The organism is Psychrobacter sp. 1Y11 (assembly GCF_052259045.1).
GTDB lineage: Bacteria > Pseudomonadota > Gammaproteobacteria > Pseudomonadales > Moraxellaceae > Psychrobacter.
On sequence record NZ_JBQQER010000003.1, the window covers coordinates 1 to 24,702 of the forward strand.

The following is a 24,702-nucleotide window of genomic DNA, read 5'->3' on the forward strand; positions in this document are numbered from 1 at the left end:
ATTGAATAAGTCATCGTTTATTTCATTAAATGCAATTGTTAATAGGATTGTATCGGTTTTATTTGGATTAGACTATATACAAAAACTAGATTTAACTTTTAAAGACAGCCATTTTTATAAAAATCATGAAAAAAATGACTTAAAACTTTAATGATAAAAAATAACTCATGCACTAACGGCTGTCGCAAAATATTGACTTTTTATCATAAAGTCCTTTTAGATGTCCGAGAGTGACGTATACTGATAAAGCGTCATAGAAACTGTACTGACGGACATGTACTACTAACGGACTATAAGGATATGCAAATGTTAGGAAAAATGATGTATCAACCGCTGCTGATTAGCAGCTTAATCGAACATGCCGATAGATATCATGGCGATACGGCTGTCTACTCCAAAGAAGTCGATGGCACCATGACCCAAAGCGACTGGTCAGCGATAAGTGATAACTCAAAACGTTTGGCGAATGCTTTACAGACGCTAGGACTCAAAACCTCAGATCGTATAGCGACTCTCGCTTGGAATAATCGTCGCCACTTAGAAGCTTGGTATGCCATCTCTGGTAGCGGTTTAATTTGCCACACCATTAATCCACGGCTATTTCCTGAGCAGCTCAGCTATATTATCAATGATGCCGAAGATCAAGTACTGTTCTTTGATATCACCTTTTTGCCACTTATCGCTGCTATCAAAGATCATATCAAAGGCATCAAACACTTTATCTTATTAGGTGAGCGTAACGAGGCAGTGTTAGAGCACTTCCCTGACGCGCTATTCTTCGATGAATTAATCGCTGACGAGGAGCCTAAATTTGACTGGCCAGAGCTCGATGAAACCACCGCAAGCTCGTTATGCTACACCTCAGGCACCACCGGTAATCCCAAAGGTATTCTGTATTCGCATCGCTCCTCAGTGCTACACGCTATCGCGCTATGCATGCCCGATGTCTCCTCCTTATCAGCGCAAGATGTACTACTGCCCGTGGTACCGATGTTCCACGTCAATGCATGGGGCACGCCATACGCCGCAGCGATAGTGGGCTGCTCGTTGATACTGCCAGGACCCAATCTCGATGGCGATAGCCTGGTGTCAGTGATTGATGATTATAAAGTAACCATTGCGCTAGGCGTACCGACCATTTGGCAGGGCTTATTGAACGCCGCCAAAAAGCGCGGTAGCAAACTTGAGAGCATGACGCGTACTATCGTTGGCGGCGCCGCTTGTCCGCCATCAGTGATCAAGACCTTTCGCGAGGACTTTAACTGCGATGCGATACACGGCTGGGGTATGACCGAAACCAGTCCGCTGGGTACGATGAATCAGATCAAAGCGAAGCATAAGTCATTAAGCCGTGAGGAGATCAACGAGCTACGTAAATCACAAGGCCGTCCGCCTTACGGGGTTGAGCTGCGGCTAATGGATACTGAAAACCCAGACCAGCCGGTAGCAGAGGATGGTGAGTCACAAGGACGCTTGCAGATTCGCGGACACTGGGTCATCGATGATTATTTTACTCACAGACCAGACGCTATCACTGACGATGGCTGGTTTGATACGGGCGATATCGCTACCATCGACGCGGATGGCTATATGAATATTCGCGATCGCTCTAAGGACTTGATCAAATCGGGCGGCGAGTGGATATCCTCGGTTGAGCTTGAGAACATAGCAGCCGGTCATCCTGAGGTAAAAATGGCAGCGGCTATCGCGGCCAATCATAAACAGTGGGGTGAGCGTCCGGTATTGATTGTGGTAAAAGAGGACGGCTCGAGCGTAAATGAGGCACAAATTTTAGAGTTTTATCAAGATAAAGTCGCCAGCTGGCAAATCCCTGACAAGGTGGTGTTTGTTGATAATATTGTCTTAAATGGCGCAGGCAAGATGATGAAAAATAACTTGCGTGATGAGCATGGCAATGTACTGCTAAACTCATAAGTTAACTTCTAGCTCTGACAAAAAAGCCTGCTATAACGCAGGCTCTTTTATTAGTAATAAGATCATTACTCTATCCTAATTTCAACTTAACTCTAACTAACAAAAGTATAAAAACAGTGGTTAAAGCCGTAGTATCTTAGCAAGTATTGTCCGAAGTGAGCACAGTCAAACCACAACCCTTCGCACCGCAAAATGCATCAAATAACTCAAAAAACACCTCAGGGTCAATCACCTCTTCTGGTGCAAATACCCCTTGCTCTGTTAGATGGCCTTGCTGCAATAGTGGCAGAAACAGCGCTAGAGGAATGCCGGTGATGGTCGCCATGCCGCCTGAGGGATAACGTTTTAAAAAAGCAGCGCTAGTAGCAAACTGCTCCTCTTTGTAACCTGCGGCGTAAGCAAACATGTCTGGAATATCTGTATCTTTACTCTGTTTTTGTTTAGCTTGCCCCTCTGCATTATTCTTGCCACTACTATCCTCTTTTGTCATCAATAGCTGGGCTGCTACCTCGATACTCAGCTGCTTGGCAGCTACCGCATCAGCGATTTGACGTAAGCTCTCTACCTGACTGCCGATACCGAGCATACCGTTGTAGCAGTTTTTTAGCTCTGGAAAACGCCTCACTAAGGTGATGGCTTCAGGATGCCCTAACGACCAAACATCTACTTTAGCCAAACTCGCTAAATCAAGCTGCGTATGTTGCAAAGCTCTGCTCGTAACCATCTTACCATCGTGCAATACTTGAATATCTTCCGCCAAACAGTGGATAAGATGCACAGCAGCAGCATCAACAGGGGCTTTATCAGTTTCATGAGCGTGAGATCGGTTGTCATTAAAACCATCATCAGCGTTGACCGCTCCAGATAGCTTCCAAGCTGAGACGATAGTTTCTACGTCATCTAATGCTGTCGCCGCTTTAACACAGAGCAAATTGGCGATACCGGGACTGGCGCCCAAACCAATAATGGCGGTGACGTTGTTTGCTTTGGCGCGCTCAGATAGTTCGAGCATTTGGGCGGTCGGCTGCCAATCATCACAGATATCACAGTAATGCTTTGCCTCCTCAATCGCGGCACTCAAAATAGGCACACCAAAACGAAAAAATGGCCCTGCTGTATTAAGCACGACATCGACTTTGCGTATCTCTTCTCGTAGATGCTGAGTGTCATTGACATCTAGATAGCTGGCGCGCGCACGTGAGTCATTTAATGACTCGACAAAACGCGCGGCGAGCTCCTTATCGATGCCAGCCACCACTATCTCACTGACAAAATCAAAAGTTAAAGCGGCGCGCACACAAGCGCGGCCCATACTACCACTACCACCAATAGCTAATACTTTCATAACGCTCTTCCTAACGATCTGTTTCCTTAAGCTCGCGCCAATGCAGCCATAGCCGCGTATCTAGCTCGGCTTGATGGTAGTCAGGCTGCATGTGATTGCAGAGCTGATAAAACGCTTTGCTATGATCTTTTTCTTTAAAATGTGCCAGCTCATGCACTACTATCATCCGTAAAAACTCGAGCGGCGCTTCCTTAAACACGCTCGCTACGGTGATGCTGTTGTGCGATTTAAGCTTACTGCCCTGCACCCGCGACTGATAAGTATGAATGCCAAGCGCTTGGTTCAGTACTTGTAGCTTTGAGTTGTAGCTGACCTGCGATAAAGGATTACTTTTACGCATATAGTCGTTTTTAATCTCATTAATATACTGATATAGCGCTTTGTCACTTTGGATTTGGTGCGTGTTTGCATATTTATTATGCAGATAATCGCCAAGCCTGCCGGTGCTAATAAGATGAGCGGCTTGGGCTTGAATGGACTCAGGATAATGAGCGAGGTATTTAAGTTTGGTCATTTTTCTATCTTGCATATCTTTTAAAGTGAAGTTGCCTTAGATAAAGCCACATAAGCCTTTTTAAAGTCAGCAGGTGTATTGAAATTCGTTAAATGTTGCCACTGCGGAGCAAAAGCGACTTTTTGGCAAATCGGTTCTATAAAGCGCATTACTCGGCGTTGGCCACTATCGATATAAGCGCGCAGTTCAGGTTCGATAGCTACTTTATACAAGGCTAATAAAGGGTACAGGTGATTGTTATCGCTGAGACAAATCACTGATTTTTCATCGTCATTTTGGTTAGTAGAAATGCTCAACTGCTGCCAAAGCTCAGAAGCCTTTATTAAGCTATCGCAGCTGATAACTAGTAGATACTCAGACGATATCGCTGTAGAAACCTTCGACTTATTTAGTAAAGTCAAAGCTTGTAATGCTGACTCAATCGCGACTAAGGCGCCGCCCGTATTATCTCTATTTTGGATGTCCTTTTTATCAGGTGCATGATAATCCGCAATATGAAAGATAGTAGTATTGGCTTTATCGGCTAGTGATTTATCAACCTTAAAGCCACGCTCATTATCAGCGATCATGATCGGTACGCTTAATGCTATAGCCTGCCTGACATGATAATCAAGTAGTGTCTCGCCTATCGGCAGTCTAAGCAGTGCCTTAGCTATGCCCATGCGCTTAGAGTTACCACCTGCCAAAATCACAATCCCTGCCAATATCATAGCTGCTAAAGCCTCGCTGTATCGAACTAACCCTAAACTCAAAAACGCTACTAACTTTATCTAAGACCACGGGAAAGGCTGTACTAGCACCTTATCCCCAGCGGATAAGTCGCTGCTCTCTTGCGCTAATACCACTAAACAGTTGGCTTTACTAAGCTGCTTAATACGGTGCGATTGCTGCTTGGCAAAGCTATTGACCGTAAACTTGCCATCCTCATTCTGCGATAAAAAACCACGCTGAAACTCTTTGCGACCGACTGATTTTCTGACATCGTTTTCAAGCGTTGCCTCTACACCTCTAACCATTGGCATATCATTGGTATTGACGCCAGATAAACGCCATAAAGCGGGAATCACCAATTGTAAAGTCCCTACCAAAGTAGACAGTGGATTACCCGGTAGACCAAAGAATACTACTGGCTTGGCAAGACGATTGTCCTTATCGCCTAATAACTCACCAAAGACAAAAGGCTTACCCGGCTTCATCGCCACCTTATAGTGATTGATTTTGCCAAGCTGCTCAATCACGGTAGTCAAAAAGTCATAATCACCGACCGACACGCCAGCGGTGGAGATCAGCACATCGCACTCCCTCATAGCTTGGGTGACACCAGCGACTGTCTGCTCTAAATTATCAGGGATAATGCCGTAGTCGCGAATGCTAATCGGCAATCCTGACAATAGAGTTTTGAGGGTTGGGGTGTTAGAGTTGTAGATTTGCGCTAGACTCTGTAGCGGCTGACCGATAGTCACTAGCTCATCGCCAGTGGCTAATACGCCGACGTTTAGAGGCTGATAAACCTCGACTTTTGCGACGCCTAAATTGGCCAGCAAGCTAATATCAGCAGGATTAAGTCGTTTGCCTTTTTGCAGTACTACCTCGCCTGCCTCAATCTCCTCACCTTGTTTGCGGATATTATCATCAGTCTTGGCACTTTGCGTTAGCGTTATGGCATAAGGCTGCGACTTATCAATGGACGCTCGTATCTGAGCAAAGTTAGTATTCTCTTGCATGATGACGGTATCGCCATCGTCTGGCACCACCGCTCCTGTAAAGATACGAATGCCTTGACCAGCGGTCAGTCTTCCTGTAAAAGGACTACCCGCCTGCGATTCCCCAACGATCTCGATACGAGTGTCCTGATCAAGAGTGCTACCAGCAGCAATACTATAGCCATCCATTGCAGAGACGTTTTGTCTAGGCACGTTAAAGGGCGAGGCAATATCCTGAGCCAAGATATGGTTTTGGCTCTCCAGTAATTCGATAGTTTGGGTCGCGCGCTGAGCTAAAGGGAAGTCTGTTTGCTTATAATCCTCGATACGCTGAGTGATAGCTCGTTGTAAGTCTTCTAGGGTAATCATAAAATGGGTACTCACTTATAACTGTTTATCGCTGTTTTACCTTGGTTGTAAAACGATTTGATTCTAAAAGTCTAAAACGTAGCTGAACGAGCTTATTTAGTATCAACTATAGCCTCAATAATAAGTCACTCTATTAGCGCGCAAAAACCCCGCCAGCCCCAACCCATAACGCTCAGCCACTCGCACCGCAGTACTGGTAGGCGCAGACATACCAACCAGCCAAGGCAGCTGTATACGAATGGCTTTTTGTACCAGTTCAATCGATAAGCGCGAAGTCATCACCACACAATCAATCTCAGCGGTTTGGCGTAGCTGCCAACCGATCAGTTTGTCCAAAGCATTATGGCGACCGACATCTTCAAATAGATAAAGCTGCTCATTATATAAAGTCGCTGCCGCATGCACCGCGCCTGTTAGCTGATGGGTATGCTGCATGGCATCGACTTTTGCTTTTAGGTTTAGCAGATACTCTAAACTTGGCTTCACGCTTAGCTGAGTTTTTTTATTATGAGTATAATGACTCAGATTAGGCAAGGCTTGACTCAAGCCTGTGATACCGCACATCCCGCAGCCCGTCCGCCCTGCTAGCTGGCGCTTTTGCGCTTGAATACGCTGATGACAGCGCTGACTGAGCACAAGCTCAACTAGATAAGTATCATAGTCTAATAGATGCTCAAAACTGGGATTACCCTCATCTGTCTCAAAGGCATCTTGCCTAAAAGCAGTTATTTTTGTCTCATCAGTTAGCTGAGTCACCTCCCAATCAAGCAGCTCATAACTGTGCTCAATAAGCCCTTCACTGAATAAAAACCCAATCGCTAGATACTCAAGCTGATGAGGGCTTGCCATCAGTACCGCGTAATGTATGCCATTAATAACGATAGCTACCGCAGCCTCTACCGCAAGACTCGCAGGCAGTTTGTCGATAGCGATAGGCTTTATTAGAGGATCAGGATGTTTGTGAGAGCTATTGACAGCAGAATACTGATGCTTTTGGGTAAGGTGACTGCGAGATAATGGTGCTGGATTCACAGATGTCTCAGCGGCTGCGACGGTTCCTGTTTCTAGGTTCTCTAAAGTCATATCAACGCCATCTTTAGCTATCATCAGCCAGTAAACTCACTTTTAGTTTACAGATAAAAACGGTGGGTTATATTTGGCTAACCCACCTACCTCCACTATATGCATCTTCAAAAAACTACGCTGAGGGCAGATTACTCTCACTCACTCGCTCCAGCATAACCGTTGAGGATTTATAAGCCGGAATATGCGAATCTGGCGCTAGAGTATCTAAGTCAAATAGATCGTTGCACTCAGGATAATAAGTGGCGACAGCGTTAGCAGCGATGTCCATCTCGGTCAAGATAAGCGGCCCCAAAGTACGTATCTGCTCATGGCTATCTTGACGGGAGATGGTGACTTTATCGCCTTTATGCCAGCCCAAACGACTGATCTCATCAGGATGCATAAACAGCACATCGCGGCGCTCAGTCTGACGATAGCGGTCCTTAAACCCAAAAATCATGGTATTAAATTGATCATGACTACGCACGCTTGTGAGCTGCCAGACTTGCTGCTCTGCGTGATTATTTGTGTCATCGCTTGAGTCATCGCTATCATAGTCACTAGTGGCTTGTAAGTCTTCAGTGGCCTCCGCCATTTGCTTCGCCACAAAGGTAATCGGATACTTTGGCACTTCAAACTGCGCTTTGCCGCTATCAGTATTCCAGACTCGATGACGCGCCGGATGATACAGATGAAAACCGCGATCGGCCGCGCGAACACGCTGATTAAAGTCCTCAAACCCTTCGATAGCCTGCGCCACATAATCACGAATGATGTCGAAGTCTTGGCTCATTTTTTGCCAAGGGATATCGCTATCTTCTAACACATGCGTTGCTAAATCAGCGATGATCTGCACCTCTGACTTGATATCCTTACTGATAGGTTTTAGATTGCCTTGCGAGCGTGATATTTGGCACATCGAGTCTTCTGTGGTGGCAAACTGCTCGCCCTTATCAGTGACAATCTTTTCGGTACGGCTAATACAAGGCAAAATAATGTTATTCGCGCCCGGATAAAGCATTGTACCATTGAGCTTGGTACCGACAAACACATTGAGCTCAGTGGTGGTCAAAGCCTGCTGAATTGCGCTCATATCAGGCGCTGCGACTGCGTAGTTGCCGCCCATGCTAATAAAAGCTTTAAGCTTACCCTCAATCAGCGCTTTGGCACCGCCAACCACATCAAAACCGTCCTCTTGCGGCATTTTACGTTTAAACACGCGCTCCAAGCTATCAAGCAACTCTTGCTTAGGACGCTCATGCACGCCCATAGTACGATCGCCTTGTACGTTTGAATGCCCACGCACTGGGGAGGCGCCTGCGCCATCGAGTCCGATCATGCCCATCATCAATAGCAAGTTAGTAATCATCGCTACATTATCGTCGCCCTGTACGTGCTGAGTAATACCCATGCCCCAAGTGCAAATCGTCTTAGGACTGGCGGCTACTTGCTTGGCTAGCGCAATAATCTCCGCTTGCTCAATACCGCAGCCAAGCTCAATATCTGCCCAAGTCTGCTCGTCAATCCACCCTTTAAGCGGCTCGTAGCCTGAGGTGTGCTCAGCGATAAAGCTCTCGCTAATTTTATTATTGTCAATCAGCCATTTGGCTAATCCAGTCAATAGGGCAGCGTCGCCACCGATTTGGATTTGCACCACGTTATCGACCATGTCATCGCTTTGACCCGCGGCCATATGGCTAGGCTTTTGCGGGTTTCTAAAAGCGCTTAAGCCTTGCTCGCGCATTGGATTGACTGAGATAATCTTGCAGCCTTGTTTATGGGCATGCGCTAACATCTCAAGCATGCGCGGATGATTGGTTGCAGGGTTTTGTCCGAACATAATAATGAGCTTGGCTTGCTCAAAGTCCTCCAGCATCACTGTCGCTTTACCGACGCCTAACTGCTTGCCAAGCATCACTGAGGTGGGCTCATGACACATGTTGGAGCAATCTGGCAGGTTATTCGTGCCGTAGCAGCGCACAAATAGCTGATATAAGAAGGCCGGCTCATTGGTGACGCGCCCTGAGGTATAAAACAGCGCTTCATCAGGCGAGTCGAGCTTATTTAATTGATCAGCAATGATTTTATAAGCGTCATCCCAAGCAATAGGCAGATATTTATCTTGCTTGGCATCGTAGCGCATCGGCTCTGATAAACGGCCACTATGCTCAAGCTCATAGCCACTCCAGCCTTGCAGCTCTTTCACCGTGTGGCGAGCAAAAAACTGGGCATCGGCTTTGACTGACATGGTTTCGCTAGCGAGTACTTTGATCCCCGTCTCACAGACATCTAAAGTCTTATGCGACTTATGATCGGGCCAAGCGCAGCCTGGACAATCAAAGCCGCCATTCGGCTGATTGCTTTGTAGCACGCTTAAGCTACCACGCAAAAACGACTTATAATCCATTAATTTGCGAGTAGAGGCTACTAGCGCCGGCCAGCCAGCAGCAGGATGAGAATAAATAGGAATTTTTCGCATAGCGACCCTCGCGCACAAATGAGTTAAAAACGGATAGTGGTGACTTTATCTTAGCACTAGTTTTACGCAAGTAAACACGCCTATAATAAAAAGTAGCAAAACTCCTTAAACCAGTACCAACCGAGTCATATTAATCCTTCATAATCCTACACTTAAATATGCATCAATTTTTATGCATTAATCGTTATTTATCCCTTATAAACATACGATAAAAAATCATTATAAAAAGTAACTGTAAATTGTTTGTTAAGAGGATGCTGAGTTTTATTAGCACACCTATTAGGCAAGTCTTAGCGGGCTTGCCTATCTTTATGGCTGATCCTTTTATCCCTTCTATTCTTAACACTCTATAAAGACATTCGACAAAATCTATTTTATTACCCTAATTTTATTTTTATTACTCTATTCAAGTAAGGATGTACCATGATAGCTATTAAGCGTTCACGCTTAGCAGTAGTAACCGTCAGTCTTAGTGCAGCCTTAGCACTTAGCGCTTGCGGACCAGCCAATGAACAAGCGGCCCCCACTCCTGAAAACGCTGCAGCCGCCTCAGATATACATCATGACCACGATATGAGTGGCAAAGACTTAGCTATGGACGAGGATGTGGCTAACAGTGAGCTGAACACCCCTATGTATCAAGAATACAATGATTCTATGACTAAGATGCACAGTGAGATGATGATCGGCATGGCCTACAATGACCCTGATTCAGCTTTTGCCCAAGGAATGCTAGGTCATCACCTGGGCGCCGTTGATATGGCTAAGATTCAGCTAAAATACGGTAAAGATACAGAGATGCTGCAACTGGCGCAAGAGATCATCGATACGCAAGAAGCCGAGATAGAGCAAATGCAAAAATGGTTGAATAGCCACCCCGATGTCGCAGCGCCTATGGCTATCACTGCGGCTATGCAGCAAGCTTATGCCACTGGCATGAATGCTATGCACGGTGAGATGACGCTTGGTATTACCGACCCTAATCCCGATATGGCCTTTGCGCGCGGTATGTTGCCACATCACCAAGGCGCGGTAGATATGGCTAAAGTACAGCTCGAGTATGGTAAAGATCCGGAGATGCTACAATTGGCTCAAGAGGTTATCAATGCTCAGCAGTCAGAAATTAAGCAAATGCAAAACTGGATCAAAGCACATGGTGGTAAAGTGCCTAGTGCTTGATAGGCCTTAGGATTTCACAGCCAGTGACACAAAATTTATAAAGACAAAAAGAAGGTTATAACTATGTCTACTACTAATAAAATACTGATCGCAGGCGGTGGTATCTCAGGGCTAACCGCAGCCTTTAAGCTGTCCGAAGATCCTAATTTGGATATCACTATCTTAGAGTCGCGAGAGAACTGCGGCGGTAAAATGATCGGCTACTTCAATAGTGATAAACAGCGCTTTGAGGAGCACTCTATTCGTGCCTTAAGCTCGACTTACTTTTCATTATTTAACCTCTTTGATCGAGCTAACTTATTGCATATGCTAACCCCAGTCGATAACTATCAGTTTTATCAAAGTAGTAATAATGCAGTTAATGACGGACAGACAACGAGTAAAGATAGCGGCAATAGAGTCGCTATTGATAGACGAGCCGCGATAGATTTGACTACTATTGAGTCGATGATAACCACCTTTAATCTTAATAAAAAAGACATGCTACAACTGGTGCAACGTATCGTCCACCACGTCAATGCCTCTGATGAAGAGCGCGCTGCTATGGCTCATGAAAAAGCAGGCGATATAATCGGTATCGATGACTTTGATGAGCATACTAAGCGCTTTATTACCAATTGGTTTGGGATTTTGACAGGCGCTCGGATGCATAGTAAAGCGGTCGATATTATGGACAGCTTTGTATTGATGTTTTTGCCGATGAGTGAAGCGCCTATGCTGCCAGAGGGCGAGCCATCTAAATCCTATTGCTTTAATCGTCCCACCTCTGAGGTGATTGAGGCTTTAGTTAATAAGCTAAAAACACGTGGGGTAAAAGTTATCACTCAAGCGCGGCTGTTAAATATGCATCATCATAATGGAAAAGTGAGTATTGAGGTTCAAGCTAGTACTGCCGATCATGACCATGACCTTAAAATAGATACCTTGTCACAACAGCGCTTTGATGCGGCGGTAATGGCCCTACCGCACGAAGTATTGTGGAAACTTGGGCTTATGCCGCAAGTCAAAAAGCCATTTAACGACGAGTGGTCGTTTGGTACTCAGTATCCGTTGAGCGAAGTGCCAGAAGTTTTTAAGCCATTTTTGGGTAAATCTTATAACTTATGCTTTGATGCGCTGTGGAATATCGTCTTTCAAGTTCAGCACCGTGATGGCTTTTGGCAGGATGTTGAGTTTCCAGATAGCTTTGATTATAACCTATCGGCCACTTGCAGCTCCCCATTTAATAAAGGCGCACTTTTCGGCAAACGCTTTATGGAATGCAGTCCTGAGGAAGCTAAGGAAGAAATCCTCTATCAGTTAGGTGTTACTGATGAAGCTGAGCGTAAAGGCATTGCAAAAGGTGGCTCTATTGATGCTATCAATCTGCGCTATACCGACGACTGGCAAGCTTATAGCGATATAGAAACGGCGGAGATGGGCATCTTGCAGGACAAGGGTAAGCGCTGGGTCAATCTGGCTCAGATTTATGTACGTAATGCCGATGACGAGCTGATTGATACCGCGACGCAGTGGGATAATATAGTGTTAGCTGGCGAGATAGTTTCCGTTACTGGACGCTGGAAAATCCCAACGATGGAGCAAGCTGCGACTTCGGGTAAACAAGCGGCGCAAGCCTTATTCGATCATTTGAAAATAGATAAACAGGTTAGCTTAGAGACTGCCACTTTGACCCATAAAGCCCGTTATAAATATTTAGATCCGCTAGTGACGGCATTGAGTAAAACGGCGAATAGACTGTCTTAGATTTTGTAAATAGTTAAGATACCCGTTAACCCTTACTGAGTATGATATTCGGTAAGGTTTTTTATCGATTATGAATCTGTTTTTATAAAAGTGACAACGACTCAAGCAATAAGCCAACATTCTGTACGACCATTACCAAACCACTTACGACCATGAGTAGAATAAGCATCACTCGAAACTGCTCCACACTCATGCCCGCTAAAAAGCGCTTACCGATAATATTACCAATTATTGCGCCCAGTCCTAGTACCAGTCCATAAATCCAAAGCTGGGCGGTCAAGATACCAAAAAAAGCATAACTACCAATCTGAGCCAACCCTACAAAAAACGAGTTGGCCGTTTTGGTGGCGATTAAGTCTTCTTTTTGGAGTCCCGTGTTCATATAGAACGGATTGAGGATAGGCCCTAGACCACCAACGATAGTGCTTATAGAAGCCGTGATAAACCCTAAAGGTATAAACCCCATTTTGGGCATATAAAAGGTCTTATCTACTTTTCCAAAGCGATATTGAAAAACAGTCGAAATTAGAAATAGACCAACCAATAATTGGATCCATTTCCCATCAAGACGACTAAACAAAAATGCCGCCAGCCACGCGCCTATGATAGCGCTTGGCACATAGTATTTTATCAATGACCAGTCAATATCCTGCCAAAATAAATATAGCCGCGAAGGGCGACTAATAAAAGTGCCTAGATTGATAATAGGAGCGGCTGTTGACGCACCAAATAACCAAGAGGTAACCGGTATCAGCAGCAAAGCACCGCCGCCACCTGATATGGTAGATATGATAAAAGCGAGCATGCCAGCGATAAACAAGGCTGCTAAGTGCCAACTGGGGATAGCTAATAATGTATCGAACAATACGGTTGACGCTGCTAGAGCTGCAAACACTACCATTTCAAATCCTAATCTACAAACCTCTCTTTAATAGCTCATTACAAATAGCTATCTGACTCATAATAAGTATGTTCCTTGCACATACTCCACGCACCAGTCATGAAAGGTTTGCGCAGCAGGTGAGATAGTCTTGTTTGCCCGTTTGAAAATACCTATTTGCCGGGTCAAAGCTGGCCTGAGTAGCGGCAGCCAAATCAGATCAGGCTCATTAGACGGAAAGGCTAGCTTGGGTAAAGTGGTGATACCGAGGTCGTGGCGCAATAAGGAAAATAAGGAAGTAATATTTTCAACCGTATAACGCGCTTGCCGATTTAACACCTCAGCAGGGGTATTTTCCAGCAGGCCACAAGTGCCATTATAGATAAATGGCTGCTCAACGAGTTGCTGCCAACGCAGTCCTTGTGCTGACTTCGACTGCTTCAAAATAACATTTAGCGGATTATCTCGCAGACAGACCACGCCGATCGGATCCGCTATCAAAGGCGTAAAGTCGATATCTGCTTGATTGATAGTATTACAATTCCCCAAAGCTAAATCTACCTCTCCTGCCAATAATCTATTGGCGACCCCAACCGAATTATCATCTATTAATACAATCTCAATGTCGGGATATTTTTTGGAATACTCAGCTAACACGCTAGGTAATAATTTGGTCACTAGTGACGGTACGCTTGCGACTCTTATTTTGCCTTTATCGCCAGCCGCTACTGACTGCAAATCTTCCTCAAGCGCCTGATACACCGCCATAAACTGCGCAATTTTCGGCAAACAAACCTCACCAAAGGCGCTAAGGGTGGCTTTGTTACCGCTCTCGAATAAGGGCTGACCAAGCGATTTTTCTAGCTCCTTGATAGAAGCTGATAGCGCGGCTTGCGTGCGATGCGCATGTTCTGCGGCGGCGCGAAAACCGCCCTCTTCTACGACTAATAAAAAATGACGCAGCTGTTGTATTTTCATAATTGTTCTGCCCAAAACGATATGACCTATAACTTAGCTTAGATGATAAATTAAATCTATCATTATTAATATTTAATGAGTTAGATTTGTCATATTAAACCGAGTAGCATTAATGCTAATCACAGGACTATTAATCAGAACTATCAAACGACGATTTAAAGTTGTGATATCTGTTTATGATATTTATTTATGTTATCTAAGGAAGAGAGCTTTATGTCTACTCACTCAAAACAAGCGGTAAAAACTTCTCTTTACGCCTCAAAAGCGCCTCTTGAGTGGGCAGTGACCAATAATGGCACCTTATACACCGCGCAAATCCCGATCGATGATAAAGGGGAAGTCGTTAGCGGCGGCATCGAAGCGCAAACGCGGCAAACGCTCGATAACCTTAAGCACACCTTGCAGAGTGCAGGCGTTGGTATGGACGCAGTACTACAAGTGCTGATCTATGTCACCGATCGCGACTACCTCAAAACCGTTAACCAAGTCTATGCCGAGTACTTCAAAGCGCCTTACCCTAATCGCGCCGCACTCGTAATAGCGGGACTGGCTCGCGAAGAGATGCTGGTTGAGCTGGTAGTTTATGCTGCTGTTCCTTAAGCTCTTTATACGTCTTATTGGCGATAATTATAATTATACTTAAATCAACTTTTCTCATTTATTCAAACTATCTTATCAAGGATTCATTTATGTCTACTCAAATCGCACAAACCACGCTAAAACAAGACCCAACAAAATCACTTTATATCAATGGTGAATGGCAAGCGGGCAGCGATACGGTTGATAATATCAACCCCTCAAACACTAGCGAAAATCTAGGCGAGTTTGCACAAGCCAGCACCGACCAAGTCAAAGACGCTATTGCAGCCGCCCGTGCCGCGCAGCCGAAGTGGGAAGCCACGCCGCTTGAGAAGAAGCAATCTATCCTACAAGCGATCGGCGATGAGATGATTGCGCGCTGTGACGAATTAGGTACATTGTTATCGCTAGAAGAAGGCAAGCCGTTCGCAGAGGGTCGCGGTGAGATTTATCGCGCCGGTCAGTTCTTTCATTACTACGCTGCCGAAGTGCTACGTCAAATGGGCGATCTGGCAGATTCAGTCCGCCCAGGGGTCAAAGTCGAAGTCACTCGTGAAGCGGTCGGCGTTGTCGCTATTATCTCTCCTTGGAACTTCCCAACCGCGACTGCCGTGTGGAAAATTGCTCCAGCACTCGCGTTTGGTAATAGCGTCATCTGGAAGCCTGCCAATTTAACGCCAGCCAGCGCGGTTGCCTTAGCCGAAATTATTCACCGTCAAGGCTTGCCAGAGGGCACGTTTAATTTGCTATTAGGTGGCGGATCCTCTGTCGGCGACACGCTCATCCATTCAACCGATATCGACGCGGTCAGCTTTACCGGCTCAGTGCCGACAGGTCGTAAAGTCGCGGCCGCTACCGCGCCAAACTTTGTGCGTTGCCAGCTTGAGATGGGTAGCAAAAACGCTCTTGTTATCGCTGATGATGCCGATATGCAAATCGCAGTTGATGCCGCAATCGCGGGCGCATTTGGCGGCTCGGGGCAAAAATGTACCGCCTCCTCTCGCTTGATTGTAATGGATAGTGTCCACGATGCCTTTGTCGACGCTATGGTCGAGCGCATGAAAACCCTAAAGGTTGGTCACGCATTAGATGACGGTATCTTTATGGGACCAGTGGTCGATGACAAGCAGCTGGCAGCCAATATGGACTGGGTTGAAAAGGCCAAACAAGCAGGTGCCAATCTAGCCTATGGCGGCGAGCGTTTAGAGATGCAGCATGACGGTTATTATATGGCCCCAACCTTGTTTACCGAGACCGAAAATAGCTGGGATGTTAACCAAGAAGAGGTGTTTGCTCCCTTAGCTTGTGTGATACGCGCCAAAAACTTGGAAGAAGCGATTGCCATGACTAACGATACGCGCTTTGGCTTGACCGGCGGCATCATCACCCAAAGCCTGCGTAATAGCGCCATGTTTAAAGAGCAAGTGCAAGCAGGCTGCGTCATGGTCAATCTGGCGACAGCGGGTACTGACTACCACGTGCCCTTTGGTGGTCGTAAACAATCAAGCTTTGGCCCGCGTGAGCAAGGTCAATACGCTAAAGAGTTCTATACCATCGTCAAGACCGCTTATCAAAAGGCGTATTAGTTTTTTATAAAAATAAAATCGTAATTGACGTAGAAAAAGTATGACTGGGATGAATTTTTTGCAGCCTCTGTGAGCGAAGCGAGCAGCAAGCCAAAAAATTTATACCAGTTATAGATAAAAATATACGACATTACTTCATTTAAAACCGTAAATTTTTCCAAAGCATAAAGGACACGGATATGTACCAAGACCATATCGTCATCGACGGCTTGCAATATAGTAACTGGGATCGTGATTATTTTAAGATGCTACAGGCCAGCGGTATTAACGCGGTACATGCTACTTTGGTCTATCACGAAGATGCGCGTCAAACCATGACTCGCTTTGCTGAATGGAATAGGCACTTCGAGCAAAACAGCGACTTAATCTCGCCCGTCTATAGCGTGGACGATATTAAGACAGCGAAAGATGAAGGCAAAGTTGGCATCTTCTTTGGCGCGCAAAACTGCTCGCCTATCGATGATGAGATTGGCCTAATCAGCGTCATGCGCCGTTTAGGACTGCTGATTATGCAGCTGACTTATAACAACCAAAGCCTGCTAGCCACCGGCTGCTATGAGTCAAAAGACAGCGGGGTCACGCGTTTCGGTCAGCAAGCGATAGCGGAGATGAACCGTGTCGGCATGATTATTGATATGTCGCACAGCGCCGAGCAATCCACCCTTGAGGCGATTGAGCACTCTACGCGCCCGATCTGTATTAGCCACGCCAATCCGACTACCGCTCATGATGCGCTGCGTAATAAATCAGACACCGTCATTAGCGCCTTAACCGAAGCGGGCGGCTTGTTAGGGTTTAGTTTATACCCGTTTCATCTGCCAAACGGTAGCGACTGCAGCCTTGATGATTTCTGCACTATGATTGCTAATTGCGCCGATAAATATGGTGTCGAGCATTTAGCCATCGGTAGTGATTTGTGTCTTAATCAGCCCAAATCCGTGCTCGAATGGATGCGTAATGGGCGCTGGTCAAAAGCTATGGATTATGGCGAAGGCAGTGCTAATAATTCAGGCTGGCCTGATAATCTGCCGTGGTTTGCCGGCGAAAAAGGTATGGAGAACATCTATAACGGCCTACTTAAACACGGTTTTAATGAGACTGATGCGGGCAAAATTATTGGGCAAAACTGGTTTGATTTTTTGGAGCAAGGGTTAAAGCCTTTAGATTAAATCCACAAACCCAAACCCTTTGATTTTAAAATTTGAGTTTAACAACGTTACGATTTAATACGCTATAAGACATTAGCTGTTTTCAGCGTTAACCACTCTTTAGAACCCGACGATTTAGAGCAAAGTTATCCTTTTTATCTTGGCTCACATTTTGCTCGATAGCGTTCTAATTCCAATTAACGCATGACACTCTCATGTCAACTACAGGAAGCCAAGCCATGGCTGATTTAAAGGGACTTAAGCAAGACGAGCTCGGACGCTCCACTAGGCCTAACTTAATCGAAGAAAATACCGATACTTTAGGACTAAAAAACCCTGCATTTTGGTACAGCGGCGGTTTTATTACCCTCTTTGTGATGATGGCCATTTTTGCTGAAGAACAACTGGCTGTAGTAGTAAACACGGCTTTTACTTGGTCAGCTGATATTTTTGGACCTTTTTGGCAGATACTACTCCTTGCTACTTTTGTCATTGCTCTAGCTGTTGGCGCGGGTCGTACGGGTCGGGTGATTTTGGGCAATCTGCCCAAGCCTGAGATGGACAATTTTAAGTGGATGGCGATTCTGTTTTGTACGCTGCTCGCTGGCGGCGGTGTGTTTTGGGCGGCAGCTGAGCCTATCGCCCATTTTGTCACCGCGCCGCCTGTCTATGGCGAGTCCGCTGATCTACAGCAGCGCGCTTTTAATGCTTTGTCGCAATCTTTTATGCATTGGGGGTTTTTGGCGTGGTCGATCGTTGGTAGCTTGACGGCTATCGTCGTGATGCATTTGCATTATGATAAAGGTCTACCGCTCAAACCACGTACCCTACTCTACCCGGTATTTGGTGAGCGAGTGTTGACCGGGCAGACCGGCGCTATTATCGATGCTTGCTGTATTATTGCCGTGGCTGCAGGTACCATCGGTCCGATTGGTTTTTTGGGACTGCAGACCAGTTATGCGCTAAACGAGTTATTTGGTATTCCTGATACCTTTGTCACTCAGCTGATTATCATTGTGGGCGCTATTGCACTTTATACCATCTCCGCTATCAGTGGTCTGGCGCGCGGTATGCAATTGCTAAGCCGCTTTAACGTTATATTAGCCGTTGCGCTGATGCTATTTATTTTGATCCTTGGGCCGAGCAACTTTATTGTTAATGGCTACATCCAAGGCGTTGGTACCATGGTACAAAACTTCATTCCGATGGCGACGTTTCGCGGTGATGAAGGCTGGCTTGGCGGTTGGACGGTGTTCTTTTGGGGCTGGTTCTTGGGCTATGGGCCAATGATGGCGATCTTTATCGCGCGTATCTCGCGAGGTCGTACCATTCGCCAATTAATCACCACCGTTTGTATCATTGCGCCGCTGGTGACTTGCTTTTGGTTCACCGTAGTTGGTGGCTCAGGCCTTGCTTTTGAGATTGCCAATCCGGGTGTGGTTAGTAGCGCTTTTGAAGGCTTTAATCTACCAGGTGCCCTGCTAGCCGTTACGCAGTCATTACCGTTCCCATTAATCATCTCAATACTATTTCTTATTTTGACTACGGTGTTTATCGTCACCACAGGCGACTCGATGACTTATACTATTAGTGTGGTTATCAGCGGCGAGCGTGAGCCTAACGCTATGATTCGTACCTTTTGGGGGGTGATGATGGGTATCACGGCTATCGTTTTAATCTCCTTAGGATCAGGCGGCGTCAGTGCCTTGCAATCTTTTATCGTGATTACCGCGGTGCCCGTCTCCTTTATTCTGCTGCCCTCATTATGGAATGGGCCGCAAATCGCTCAGCAGATGGCACGCGATCAAGACCTATATCGTCCTAATCGCGTAGAGACTGACTATCTCGTTCAAGAGAAGAAGTTAGAAAGACAAGCGGCCGTTAAAAAATGAGATTAATCTCAAAACCTTAAGCAATAAAGCTCAACATAATCGGTCATTTGGTCACGCAATACGATACCAGTTGACCGACTCAATACACGACTGACCATGGAGGCATTATGAATTTCGATCATGCAAATGATAATAGTATGACAGGCATTGAGCTGGCAAAACGTTCTTTACGTGCCCCCAATGTCGTCATGGACGCTGAGAGGCTTGGCGCTATGCATCAGACGCGCATTAGCTTTGTACGTACACTGCTGCGTAAGATTGATAGAGAGCAATGGACACTAACCACCTATCTTTGGGATTTAGACGATAACGGTTTTGGGCAAGTGATTTACCGCTTGCAGACCGCTGAACATATTTATCATCTAGTGGTGTTCTGCAATGAGCTGGCCGATGACGAGCGTAATGATAGGGTTATTGCACAGAAGTGGGATGTGACATTTGGCTTAGTCTATGGTGAGATTGGGCAAGAACTGCTAGATAAGCTTAAGGCTAACGTACCGCTGCAAGAAGCGGGCCGCAACTCCAATATGGTCATGGTGCTCGCGCGCGCGAACAAGAGTATGCGCGTGTTTGAGCACACAGTCTCACGCTTAGCGGAGGGTCAGCAGCCGGATCTCGATATTCTAGCGCAAGTCGGTTATATCCTGCGTACCACGGCTGTTTATGGTAATGGTAAATTTGGTATTTATGACTTTGAGCCGCTGGGTCATAGCGAGGATTTTAATCAGTCCTTTCGCGCGCAGATGTGCGCGGTTTATTTGCTACGTGAATTTAGTCTCGATTGGGTCGATTATCTAGCGCATAAACGCGGCGGCGATCAGGCCACCACGCTACATCCTGATATAAAGCGCTATTTGGGCATCGGTAATGCCACAGGTCTTGGGATGGCGCCTTATTTGATTAATCATCCCTGCATTGTCGATCAGTGGATGACCATGCGAGAAGAGGCGCTACAAGCGACGCTAGTCAATGAGATTAATTCAAAAAAAGCCGCTTACTTCTCCAGTCTGCTTAGCCGCGCTATTCAGCATTTTACCGAAATTGTCACTATTGATGAGACACAAGCCGCGCTAAACCAAAACGCTGTAAAAGAGTTAACGCTATTACGCAATAACTTATTGACGAGTATAAAGACATATCAGACTTGGGACGATTTTTTCCACGCGCAAAAGGATCTAAGTTATGAGAGCCAAGAGGTCATTATCTCCTGTTTGATGGAGCTATATCCTGAGCAAGTAGATGCGTTTCAAGAGCAGGTCAACGCCGATGAGACCTTATCGCTACCAAAAGGTAAAACGGTTGCAGATTTGCTAGAAGTATTACAGAGCCGTTATCAGTGGGCAATCAACATCGACTTTAATGAGCCGGATAACAGTTATTGGTTTTGGTATCGCTCAGTCGATAAAGAAGAGCCGCGGATGGGCGTGCGCGGAGTAGAAGCTGGCGATGATCGTGAGCTGTCTTTAGATATCGCCCGGCAAGTGAATCGCTTGTATGTGGCGCTTAAACAAGCCGAACCTGAGCAGCTGCTCTCAGAGTTTGTGTTAAAGCAGCCCAAGTATCGCTCTATCGCTCGCCGAGTTTGGACGATGGGTCACAAGAGCATGGGCGATATTCAGATGAATGTGCTACAAAAAGACACTTTGCCTATTCATCTGCTGCGCTGCAAACTATCGATGTTTGGCGCAACCAAATTCGATCCGCGCTCGGATCGCTGGGTACGGGTGACTTTATTTCAGGGTGCGCCGCTGTTCGATGAAGTCCATAGCAATGAGTGGCTGTTTCCGCTACTGCCAAGCTTACCTTTGAGCAAGATGTCTGTAGCGGAGCAGACAACGCTGCTAGCTACCGATGCGCCTAGTGGACCGCTGCCAACTATGCCCATTGTGCCTAACTATGCAAATAAAGCGATGAAGGAGATAGAGCTATGATAGTCTCACGCAATGAGATTGTCAGCACCGTGTATAAAGCCTTTACGGGTATGCACCGCGAAGTCGGCGAAGCGGATCTAGTCGCCACTATGGTCGCCGAATTACAAATGGCGGGGCTTGATGGTGTTGAACAATTCAATAATGCCACCCCCTACATTTTGACTGAGCAAGATACGCCTATCGATATCGTCTCCCAGAGCGCCGATGAGATTCGTTTTAATTTGCATAGCAGCAGCTTAGCCTGTCACTTGCCTACTATTATGGACTACGCGTTAGAGAAAATGGGCGATCTTGATCATTATAAAATCTATATCGAGAACTGCCACAACCGCTGGCTGGCTTATAGCGAACTGGTCAACCTATCGGCCAAAGGTATCGCTTGCCTTGCCAAATGGGATAATGGCAGCGCCCCTAAGCACACGTTGTTTACCCTAAATCAAGGTTTTACCTATCCTGATATTTACTTCTTTAATGAGATTCAAGCCAATTACAACACCGATGATATGGTGATTGAGCTTGCTACTGCTAACTTCAATATTGATAACGAAAGCCGAGATTTTGATCATAAGATATCGACCGATGAGCTGTATGAGACGCATAAGCGTGCTTGGAAAGAAGGCATTTATGTCGATGATGAGCAGTGGAATACCCTCAAAAAAACCGCAGCGGCTATCTTAGTGGAGAACAGCGAAGCTTCTAGTAAAGGCGCAGGCGGTGTATAAAGCGGCCATTAAACTTTAAAACAATATTACTTTTATGACCCTCAAAGCTAACCACTTTGAGGGTTTTTTATCGTTAAAAAAGCCGTTAAAAATAAATATGTAAAAAAATGAATATATTGATAACAGTATAGATTTTTTTTGCTATGATTATATTTAGTAGATATAAGTTCAATCATATTTGTCTTTAATTCTATCTCACATCGTAGGCTTGAGTTTGATTATGCCAGTATGTCAGATATCAGCGCGTTTTGGCGTCATGAGGTCGCATATGCTCCGAGTCAGCTATTCTATCAAGTGTTGGTTATTGAGCTTTAGCTTCTATATGATGTTTTACTTCATAATATTTGCTAAAGGCTATGCTTCTATCGAGCTCCTTTATTTATTAGGGGTTAGCACTTTATTGTTTCCTATATCGAAGCGCATTACGGATGTCTTGTGCGACACGTTTATACCCAACACCTCTATCTTTAATGGTCTGCTACTCCCTTTCACTATTAATAGCATCATATGGCTGCTAACCCCATTTATTGTCTCATTGACACTGGTTGTTTATCTATTTTGCGCTGTTAGTCATTCTGTAAGTGCTATGAGTAGCCATAAACCTGAACGTCTGCACCAAAAGATCGATCGCCGTAGCAAACGTAGATGAGGCCGTTAATCAGCAAACAATGTTTTGTAAAACAAAACCGATAATGCTATTCCAGTTACTTTTATAATTTAAGTTATTCAATGACTCAGTTGCAAAAGTAAACAGTACGCCAAAGGATTTTATTCTCACCTCTCGATATAACTTATCATACTTTTGATTAGTCACTACTAAGGCCTGTGCTTAGCGCCAAGCTCTTAAATCGCCGCTCCCCTCAGCTTTTCCCTCCCTTCCTAGAATAACATTTACTACACAGACTCACTGGCCTGCTGCCTCTACTATTTTATGATGACTTATTAGTTATCCTTATTTTAGCCCTTATCCTTTGCCAGCGAGAAGCCAGCATGTCTACTTTGACTTTGAATATCAATAACCAAAATTATTCCTTTGATGATCTTGATTCGCGTACCACTCTGCTCGACGTTTGTCGTCAGCATCTACAAATTACCGGACCCAAAAAAGGCTGCGACCACGGTCAATGCGGTGCTTGTACGATGCTCATCAATGGTGAGCGTATCAATTCCTGTTTGACGCTAGCGGTCATGCACGATGGTGATAAAATCACGACAATCGAAGGTATCGGCATGCCCGAATCGTTGTCAGCCTTGCAACAAGCATTTAAAGATCATGACGCGTTTCAGTGCGGGTATTGCACCCCAGGTCAGATTTGTTCAGCCACTGCTTTAATAGAAGAGGTGAAACAAAACTGGCCAAGCTATGTGACGACAGATCTCAAAAACCCTAATGGGCTATTAGTCCAAGAGATCGCTGAGCGCATGAGTGGCAATATTTGTCGCTGTTCTGCTTATCCCAACATTGTGGATGCCATCTCACAAGTGCTTGAGAGCGAAGTGTCAGCTAAGCGTGCTTCTTCTAGTGAAGAGACGACTACAAGTTCGCTACAAGACTCGGCAGTGACGGGTATTTGGTCGCCACCGCCCAGTCAGTCGCAACTTGGTAACCAATCCGTAAACCATAATAAAACTGCCAGTAGCACAGCAGGAGGCCGCTCATGAAACGCTTTGAATATATCCGCGCCCTTGAACCGCAGCAAGCGGTAATGTTTGCAACTCCTAAAGAGGCTTCATTTATCGCAGGCGGTACCAATTTGCTCGATCTCATGAAGTTTGAGATTGAAACGCCAACCAAACTGGTTGATGTCACACGCTTAGAGCTCGAACAGATTGAAGACACCGCCGATGGCGGTCTACGTATCGGAACTTTAGTGAGCAATAGTGATTTGGCTGCGCATCCTAGCGTGATTGCCAATTATCCGGTATTGTCTCGTGCAATATTAGCTGGCGCAACTGGCCAACTGCGTAATAAAGCGACGACTGGCGGTAACTTCCTGCAACGTACGCGCTGCTACTATTTTTATCATACCGATAGCCCTTGTAATAAGCGTGAACCGGGCACCGGCTGCCCTGCCATCAATGGTGAGAACCGCTCCCTTGCAATTTTAGGCACAAGTGACGCTTGTATTGCTCAGCATCCATCCGATATGGCGGTCGCTATGCGTTTGCTTGATGCTACCATCGAGACTGCCAAAACCGATGGCTCGACTCGGCAGATTCCGGTAAAAGACTTTTATTGTCTACCAAAAGACACCCCCCATATCGAAAACGTTTTAGAGTCAGGTGAGCTTATTACGCATGTTGTGCTGCCAGCACCTATTAAAGGCATGCACACTTATGACAAAGTACGTGACCGCGCCTCTTATGCTTTTGCGCTTGTATCGTGTGCAGCTGTGATAGACGCTGATGATAATGGTAATTTGGCGACAGTACGCTTAGCATTTGGCGGAATTGGTACTCAGCCGTGGCGCAATGAAGATGTGGAAGATTTATTGATCGATACGCAGGGCGACGATGACACTATCAGTCAGGCTGCAGATTTGTTGTTAAAAGATGCCAAAGGTAGCGGTCAAAACGACTTTAAAATACCACTAACACGCCGTTTGCTAAAACAAGTCATTAAGCGTGCACTAGCGGGCGAGGGAGCATAA

The 24,702-nt window shown here is 45.7% G+C and carries 19 protein-coding genes; 11 read left to right on the forward strand and 8 right to left on the reverse strand.

The window, feature by feature from the left end:
• The first annotated feature begins 306 nt into the window (after window positions 1-306).
• Window positions 307-1,935 (forward strand): long-chain fatty acid--CoA ligase, encoded by a 1,629-nt coding sequence (locus tag ACTXGJ_RS03090; protein WP_443565086.1) that lies wholly within the window; start codon window positions 307-309, stop codon window positions 1,933-1,935.
• Between the two features lie 136 nt (window positions 1,936-2,071).
• Here ACTXGJ_RS03090 and ACTXGJ_RS03095 read toward each other — a convergent pair whose 3' ends face one another.
• The 6 genes from ACTXGJ_RS03095 to ACTXGJ_RS03120 all read right to left on the reverse strand — a co-directional run bounded on the left by ACTXGJ_RS03095 (window position 2,072) and on the right by ACTXGJ_RS03120 (window position 9,410).
• On the reverse strand, window positions 2,072-3,280 hold the full coding sequence (locus tag ACTXGJ_RS03095; protein WP_443565087.1) for a saccharopine dehydrogenase family protein: 1,209 nt from the start codon (window positions 3,278-3,280) through the stop codon (window positions 2,072-2,074).
• Window positions 3,281-3,290: 10 nt separating this feature from the next.
• Window positions 3,291-3,794, reverse strand: a complete 504-nt coding sequence (locus ACTXGJ_RS03100; protein ID WP_443565088.1) for a YgjP-like metallopeptidase domain-containing protein — start codon at window positions 3,792-3,794, stop codon at window positions 3,291-3,293.
• A gap of 20 nt (window positions 3,795-3,814) precedes the next feature.
• Window positions 3,815-4,504 carry a molybdenum cofactor guanylyltransferase gene (mobA, locus tag ACTXGJ_RS03105; protein WP_443565089.1) on the reverse strand — a complete coding sequence of 230 codons (690 nt, stop codon included), beginning with the start codon at window positions 4,502-4,504 and terminating at the stop codon, window positions 3,815-3,817.
• Window positions 4,505-4,564: 60 nt separating this feature from the next.
• Window positions 4,565-5,866, reverse strand: coding sequence for a molybdopterin molybdotransferase MoeA (locus tag ACTXGJ_RS03110; RefSeq protein WP_443565237.1), 1,302 nt, complete (start codon window positions 5,864-5,866; stop codon window positions 4,565-4,567).
• A gap of 114 nt (window positions 5,867-5,980) precedes the next feature.
• A complete protein-coding gene (locus ACTXGJ_RS03115) occupies window positions 5,981-6,949 on the reverse strand; it encodes a formate dehydrogenase accessory sulfurtransferase FdhD (protein ID WP_443565090.1) in 969 nt (322 codons plus the stop codon).
• A gap of 115 nt (window positions 6,950-7,064) precedes the next feature.
• Window positions 7,065-9,410 (reverse strand): FdhF/YdeP family oxidoreductase, encoded by a 2,346-nt coding sequence (locus ACTXGJ_RS03120; RefSeq protein WP_443565091.1) that lies wholly within the window; start codon window positions 9,408-9,410, stop codon window positions 7,065-7,067.
• Between the two features lie 423 nt (window positions 9,411-9,833).
• Between ACTXGJ_RS03120 and copM the strand changes: the two genes are divergently transcribed.
• Together copM and ACTXGJ_RS03130 are read left to right on the forward strand one after the other, a co-directional pair.
• The gene (gene copM, locus ACTXGJ_RS03125) at window positions 9,834-10,589 is read left to right on the forward strand and encodes a CopM family metallochaperone (RefSeq protein ID WP_443565093.1); all 756 of its coding nucleotides are present in this window, start codon (window positions 9,834-9,836) and stop codon (window positions 10,587-10,589) included.
• Between the two features lie 63 nt (window positions 10,590-10,652).
• Window positions 10,653-12,335 carry an FAD-dependent oxidoreductase gene (locus ACTXGJ_RS03130; protein WP_443565094.1) on the forward strand — a complete coding sequence of 561 codons (1,683 nt, stop codon included), beginning with the start codon at window positions 10,653-10,655 and terminating at the stop codon, window positions 12,333-12,335.
• 82 nt (window positions 12,336-12,417) lie between these two features.
• On the opposite strand, the gene ACTXGJ_RS03135 is transcribed toward ACTXGJ_RS03130, so the two are convergent.
• Both ACTXGJ_RS03135 and ACTXGJ_RS03140 read right to left on the reverse strand, forming a co-directional pair.
• Entirely contained in the window at window positions 12,418-13,236 is an 819-nt protein-coding gene (locus tag ACTXGJ_RS03135; protein WP_443565095.1) for a sulfite exporter TauE/SafE family protein, read from the reverse strand.
• Between the two features lie 57 nt (window positions 13,237-13,293).
• On the reverse strand, window positions 13,294-14,193 hold the full coding sequence (locus tag ACTXGJ_RS03140) for a LysR family transcriptional regulator (RefSeq protein WP_439241388.1): 900 nt from the start codon (window positions 14,191-14,193) through the stop codon (window positions 13,294-13,296).
• Between the two features lie 213 nt (window positions 14,194-14,406).
• Here ACTXGJ_RS03140 and ACTXGJ_RS03145 point away from each other — a divergent pair, with 213 nt between their 5' ends.
• From ACTXGJ_RS03145 to ACTXGJ_RS03180, 8 genes are all read left to right on the forward strand, one after another.
• Entirely contained in the window at window positions 14,407-14,793 is a 387-nt protein-coding gene (locus ACTXGJ_RS03145; protein ID WP_443565096.1) for a RidA family protein, read from the forward strand.
• Between the two features lie 89 nt (window positions 14,794-14,882).
• The gene (locus ACTXGJ_RS03150; RefSeq protein WP_443565097.1) at window positions 14,883-16,358 is read left to right on the forward strand and encodes an aldehyde dehydrogenase family protein; all 1,476 of its coding nucleotides are present in this window, start codon (window positions 14,883-14,885) and stop codon (window positions 16,356-16,358) included.
• Between the two features lie 179 nt (window positions 16,359-16,537).
• On the forward strand, window positions 16,538-17,527 hold the full coding sequence (locus ACTXGJ_RS03155) for a membrane dipeptidase (protein ID WP_443565098.1): 990 nt from the start codon (window positions 16,538-16,540) through the stop codon (window positions 17,525-17,527).
• 218 nt (window positions 17,528-17,745) lie between these two features.
• Window positions 17,746-19,398 (forward strand): BCCT family transporter, encoded by a 1,653-nt coding sequence (locus ACTXGJ_RS03160; protein ID WP_443565099.1) that lies wholly within the window; start codon window positions 17,746-17,748, stop codon window positions 19,396-19,398.
• A 107-nt stretch (window positions 19,399-19,505) separates the two neighbouring features.
• The gene (locus ACTXGJ_RS03165) at window positions 19,506-21,329 is read left to right on the forward strand and encodes a hypothetical protein (RefSeq protein WP_443565100.1); all 1,824 of its coding nucleotides are present in this window, start codon (window positions 19,506-19,508) and stop codon (window positions 21,327-21,329) included.
• The gene (locus tag ACTXGJ_RS03170; RefSeq protein ID WP_443565101.1) at window positions 21,326-22,051 is read left to right on the forward strand and encodes a DUF3726 domain-containing protein; all 726 of its coding nucleotides are present in this window, start codon (window positions 21,326-21,328) and stop codon (window positions 22,049-22,051) included. Before ACTXGJ_RS03165 ends, ACTXGJ_RS03170 begins: the two co-directional genes overlap by 4 nt.
• A gap of 990 nt (window positions 22,052-23,041) precedes the next feature.
• Window positions 23,042-23,713, forward strand: a complete 672-nt coding sequence (locus ACTXGJ_RS03175) for a 2Fe-2S iron-sulfur cluster-binding protein (RefSeq protein WP_443565102.1) — start codon at window positions 23,042-23,044, stop codon at window positions 23,711-23,713.
• Window positions 23,710-24,702, forward strand: coding sequence for an FAD binding domain-containing protein (locus ACTXGJ_RS03180; RefSeq protein WP_443565103.1), 993 nt, complete (start codon window positions 23,710-23,712; stop codon window positions 24,700-24,702). The genes ACTXGJ_RS03175 and ACTXGJ_RS03180 overlap by 4 nt, the downstream gene beginning before the upstream one ends.

What these genes read in the sequence shown, in the direction of transcription:
- ACTXGJ_RS03090 (WP_443565086.1), top strand. Translation starts at nt 307, where the DNA reads ATGTTAGGAAAAATGATGTATCAACCGCTGCTGATTAGCAGCTTAATC.
- ACTXGJ_RS03095 (WP_443565087.1), bottom strand. Translation starts at nt 3,280, where the DNA reads ATGAAAGTATTAGCTATTGGTGGTAGTGGTAGTATGGGCCGCGCTTGT.
- ACTXGJ_RS03100 (WP_443565088.1), bottom strand. Translation starts at nt 3,794, where the DNA reads ATGACCAAACTTAAATACCTCGCTCATTATCCTGAGTCCATTCAAGCC.
- mobA (WP_443565089.1), bottom strand. Translation starts at nt 4,504, where the DNA reads ATGATATTGGCAGGGATTGTGATTTTGGCAGGTGGTAACTCTAAGCGC.
- ACTXGJ_RS03110 (WP_443565237.1), bottom strand. Translation starts at nt 5,866, where the DNA reads ATGATTACCCTAGAAGACTTACAACGAGCTATCACTCAGCGTATCGAG.
- ACTXGJ_RS03115 (WP_443565090.1), bottom strand. Translation starts at nt 6,949, where the DNA reads ATGACTTTAGAGAACCTAGAAACAGGAACCGTCGCAGCCGCTGAGACA.
- ACTXGJ_RS03120 (WP_443565091.1), bottom strand. Translation starts at nt 9,410, where the DNA reads ATGCGAAAAATTCCTATTTATTCTCATCCTGCTGCTGGCTGGCCGGCG.
- copM (WP_443565093.1), top strand. Translation starts at nt 9,834, where the DNA reads ATGATAGCTATTAAGCGTTCACGCTTAGCAGTAGTAACCGTCAGTCTT.
- ACTXGJ_RS03130 (WP_443565094.1), top strand. Translation starts at nt 10,653, where the DNA reads ATGTCTACTACTAATAAAATACTGATCGCAGGCGGTGGTATCTCAGGG.
- ACTXGJ_RS03135 (WP_443565095.1), bottom strand. Translation starts at nt 13,236, where the DNA reads ATGGTAGTGTTTGCAGCTCTAGCAGCGTCAACCGTATTGTTCGATACA.
- ACTXGJ_RS03140 (WP_439241388.1), bottom strand. Translation starts at nt 14,193, where the DNA reads ATGAAAATACAACAGCTGCGTCATTTTTTATTAGTCGTAGAAGAGGGC.
- ACTXGJ_RS03145 (WP_443565096.1), top strand. Translation starts at nt 14,407, where the DNA reads ATGTCTACTCACTCAAAACAAGCGGTAAAAACTTCTCTTTACGCCTCA.
- ACTXGJ_RS03150 (WP_443565097.1), top strand. Translation starts at nt 14,883, where the DNA reads ATGTCTACTCAAATCGCACAAACCACGCTAAAACAAGACCCAACAAAA.
- ACTXGJ_RS03155 (WP_443565098.1), top strand. Translation starts at nt 16,538, where the DNA reads ATGTACCAAGACCATATCGTCATCGACGGCTTGCAATATAGTAACTGG.
- ACTXGJ_RS03160 (WP_443565099.1), top strand. Translation starts at nt 17,746, where the DNA reads ATGGCTGATTTAAAGGGACTTAAGCAAGACGAGCTCGGACGCTCCACT.
- ACTXGJ_RS03165 (WP_443565100.1), top strand. Translation starts at nt 19,506, where the DNA reads ATGAATTTCGATCATGCAAATGATAATAGTATGACAGGCATTGAGCTG.
- ACTXGJ_RS03170 (WP_443565101.1), top strand. Translation starts at nt 21,326, where the DNA reads ATGATAGTCTCACGCAATGAGATTGTCAGCACCGTGTATAAAGCCTTT.
- ACTXGJ_RS03175 (WP_443565102.1), top strand. Translation starts at nt 23,042, where the DNA reads ATGTCTACTTTGACTTTGAATATCAATAACCAAAATTATTCCTTTGAT.
- ACTXGJ_RS03180 (WP_443565103.1), top strand. Translation starts at nt 23,710, where the DNA reads ATGAAACGCTTTGAATATATCCGCGCCCTTGAACCGCAGCAAGCGGTA.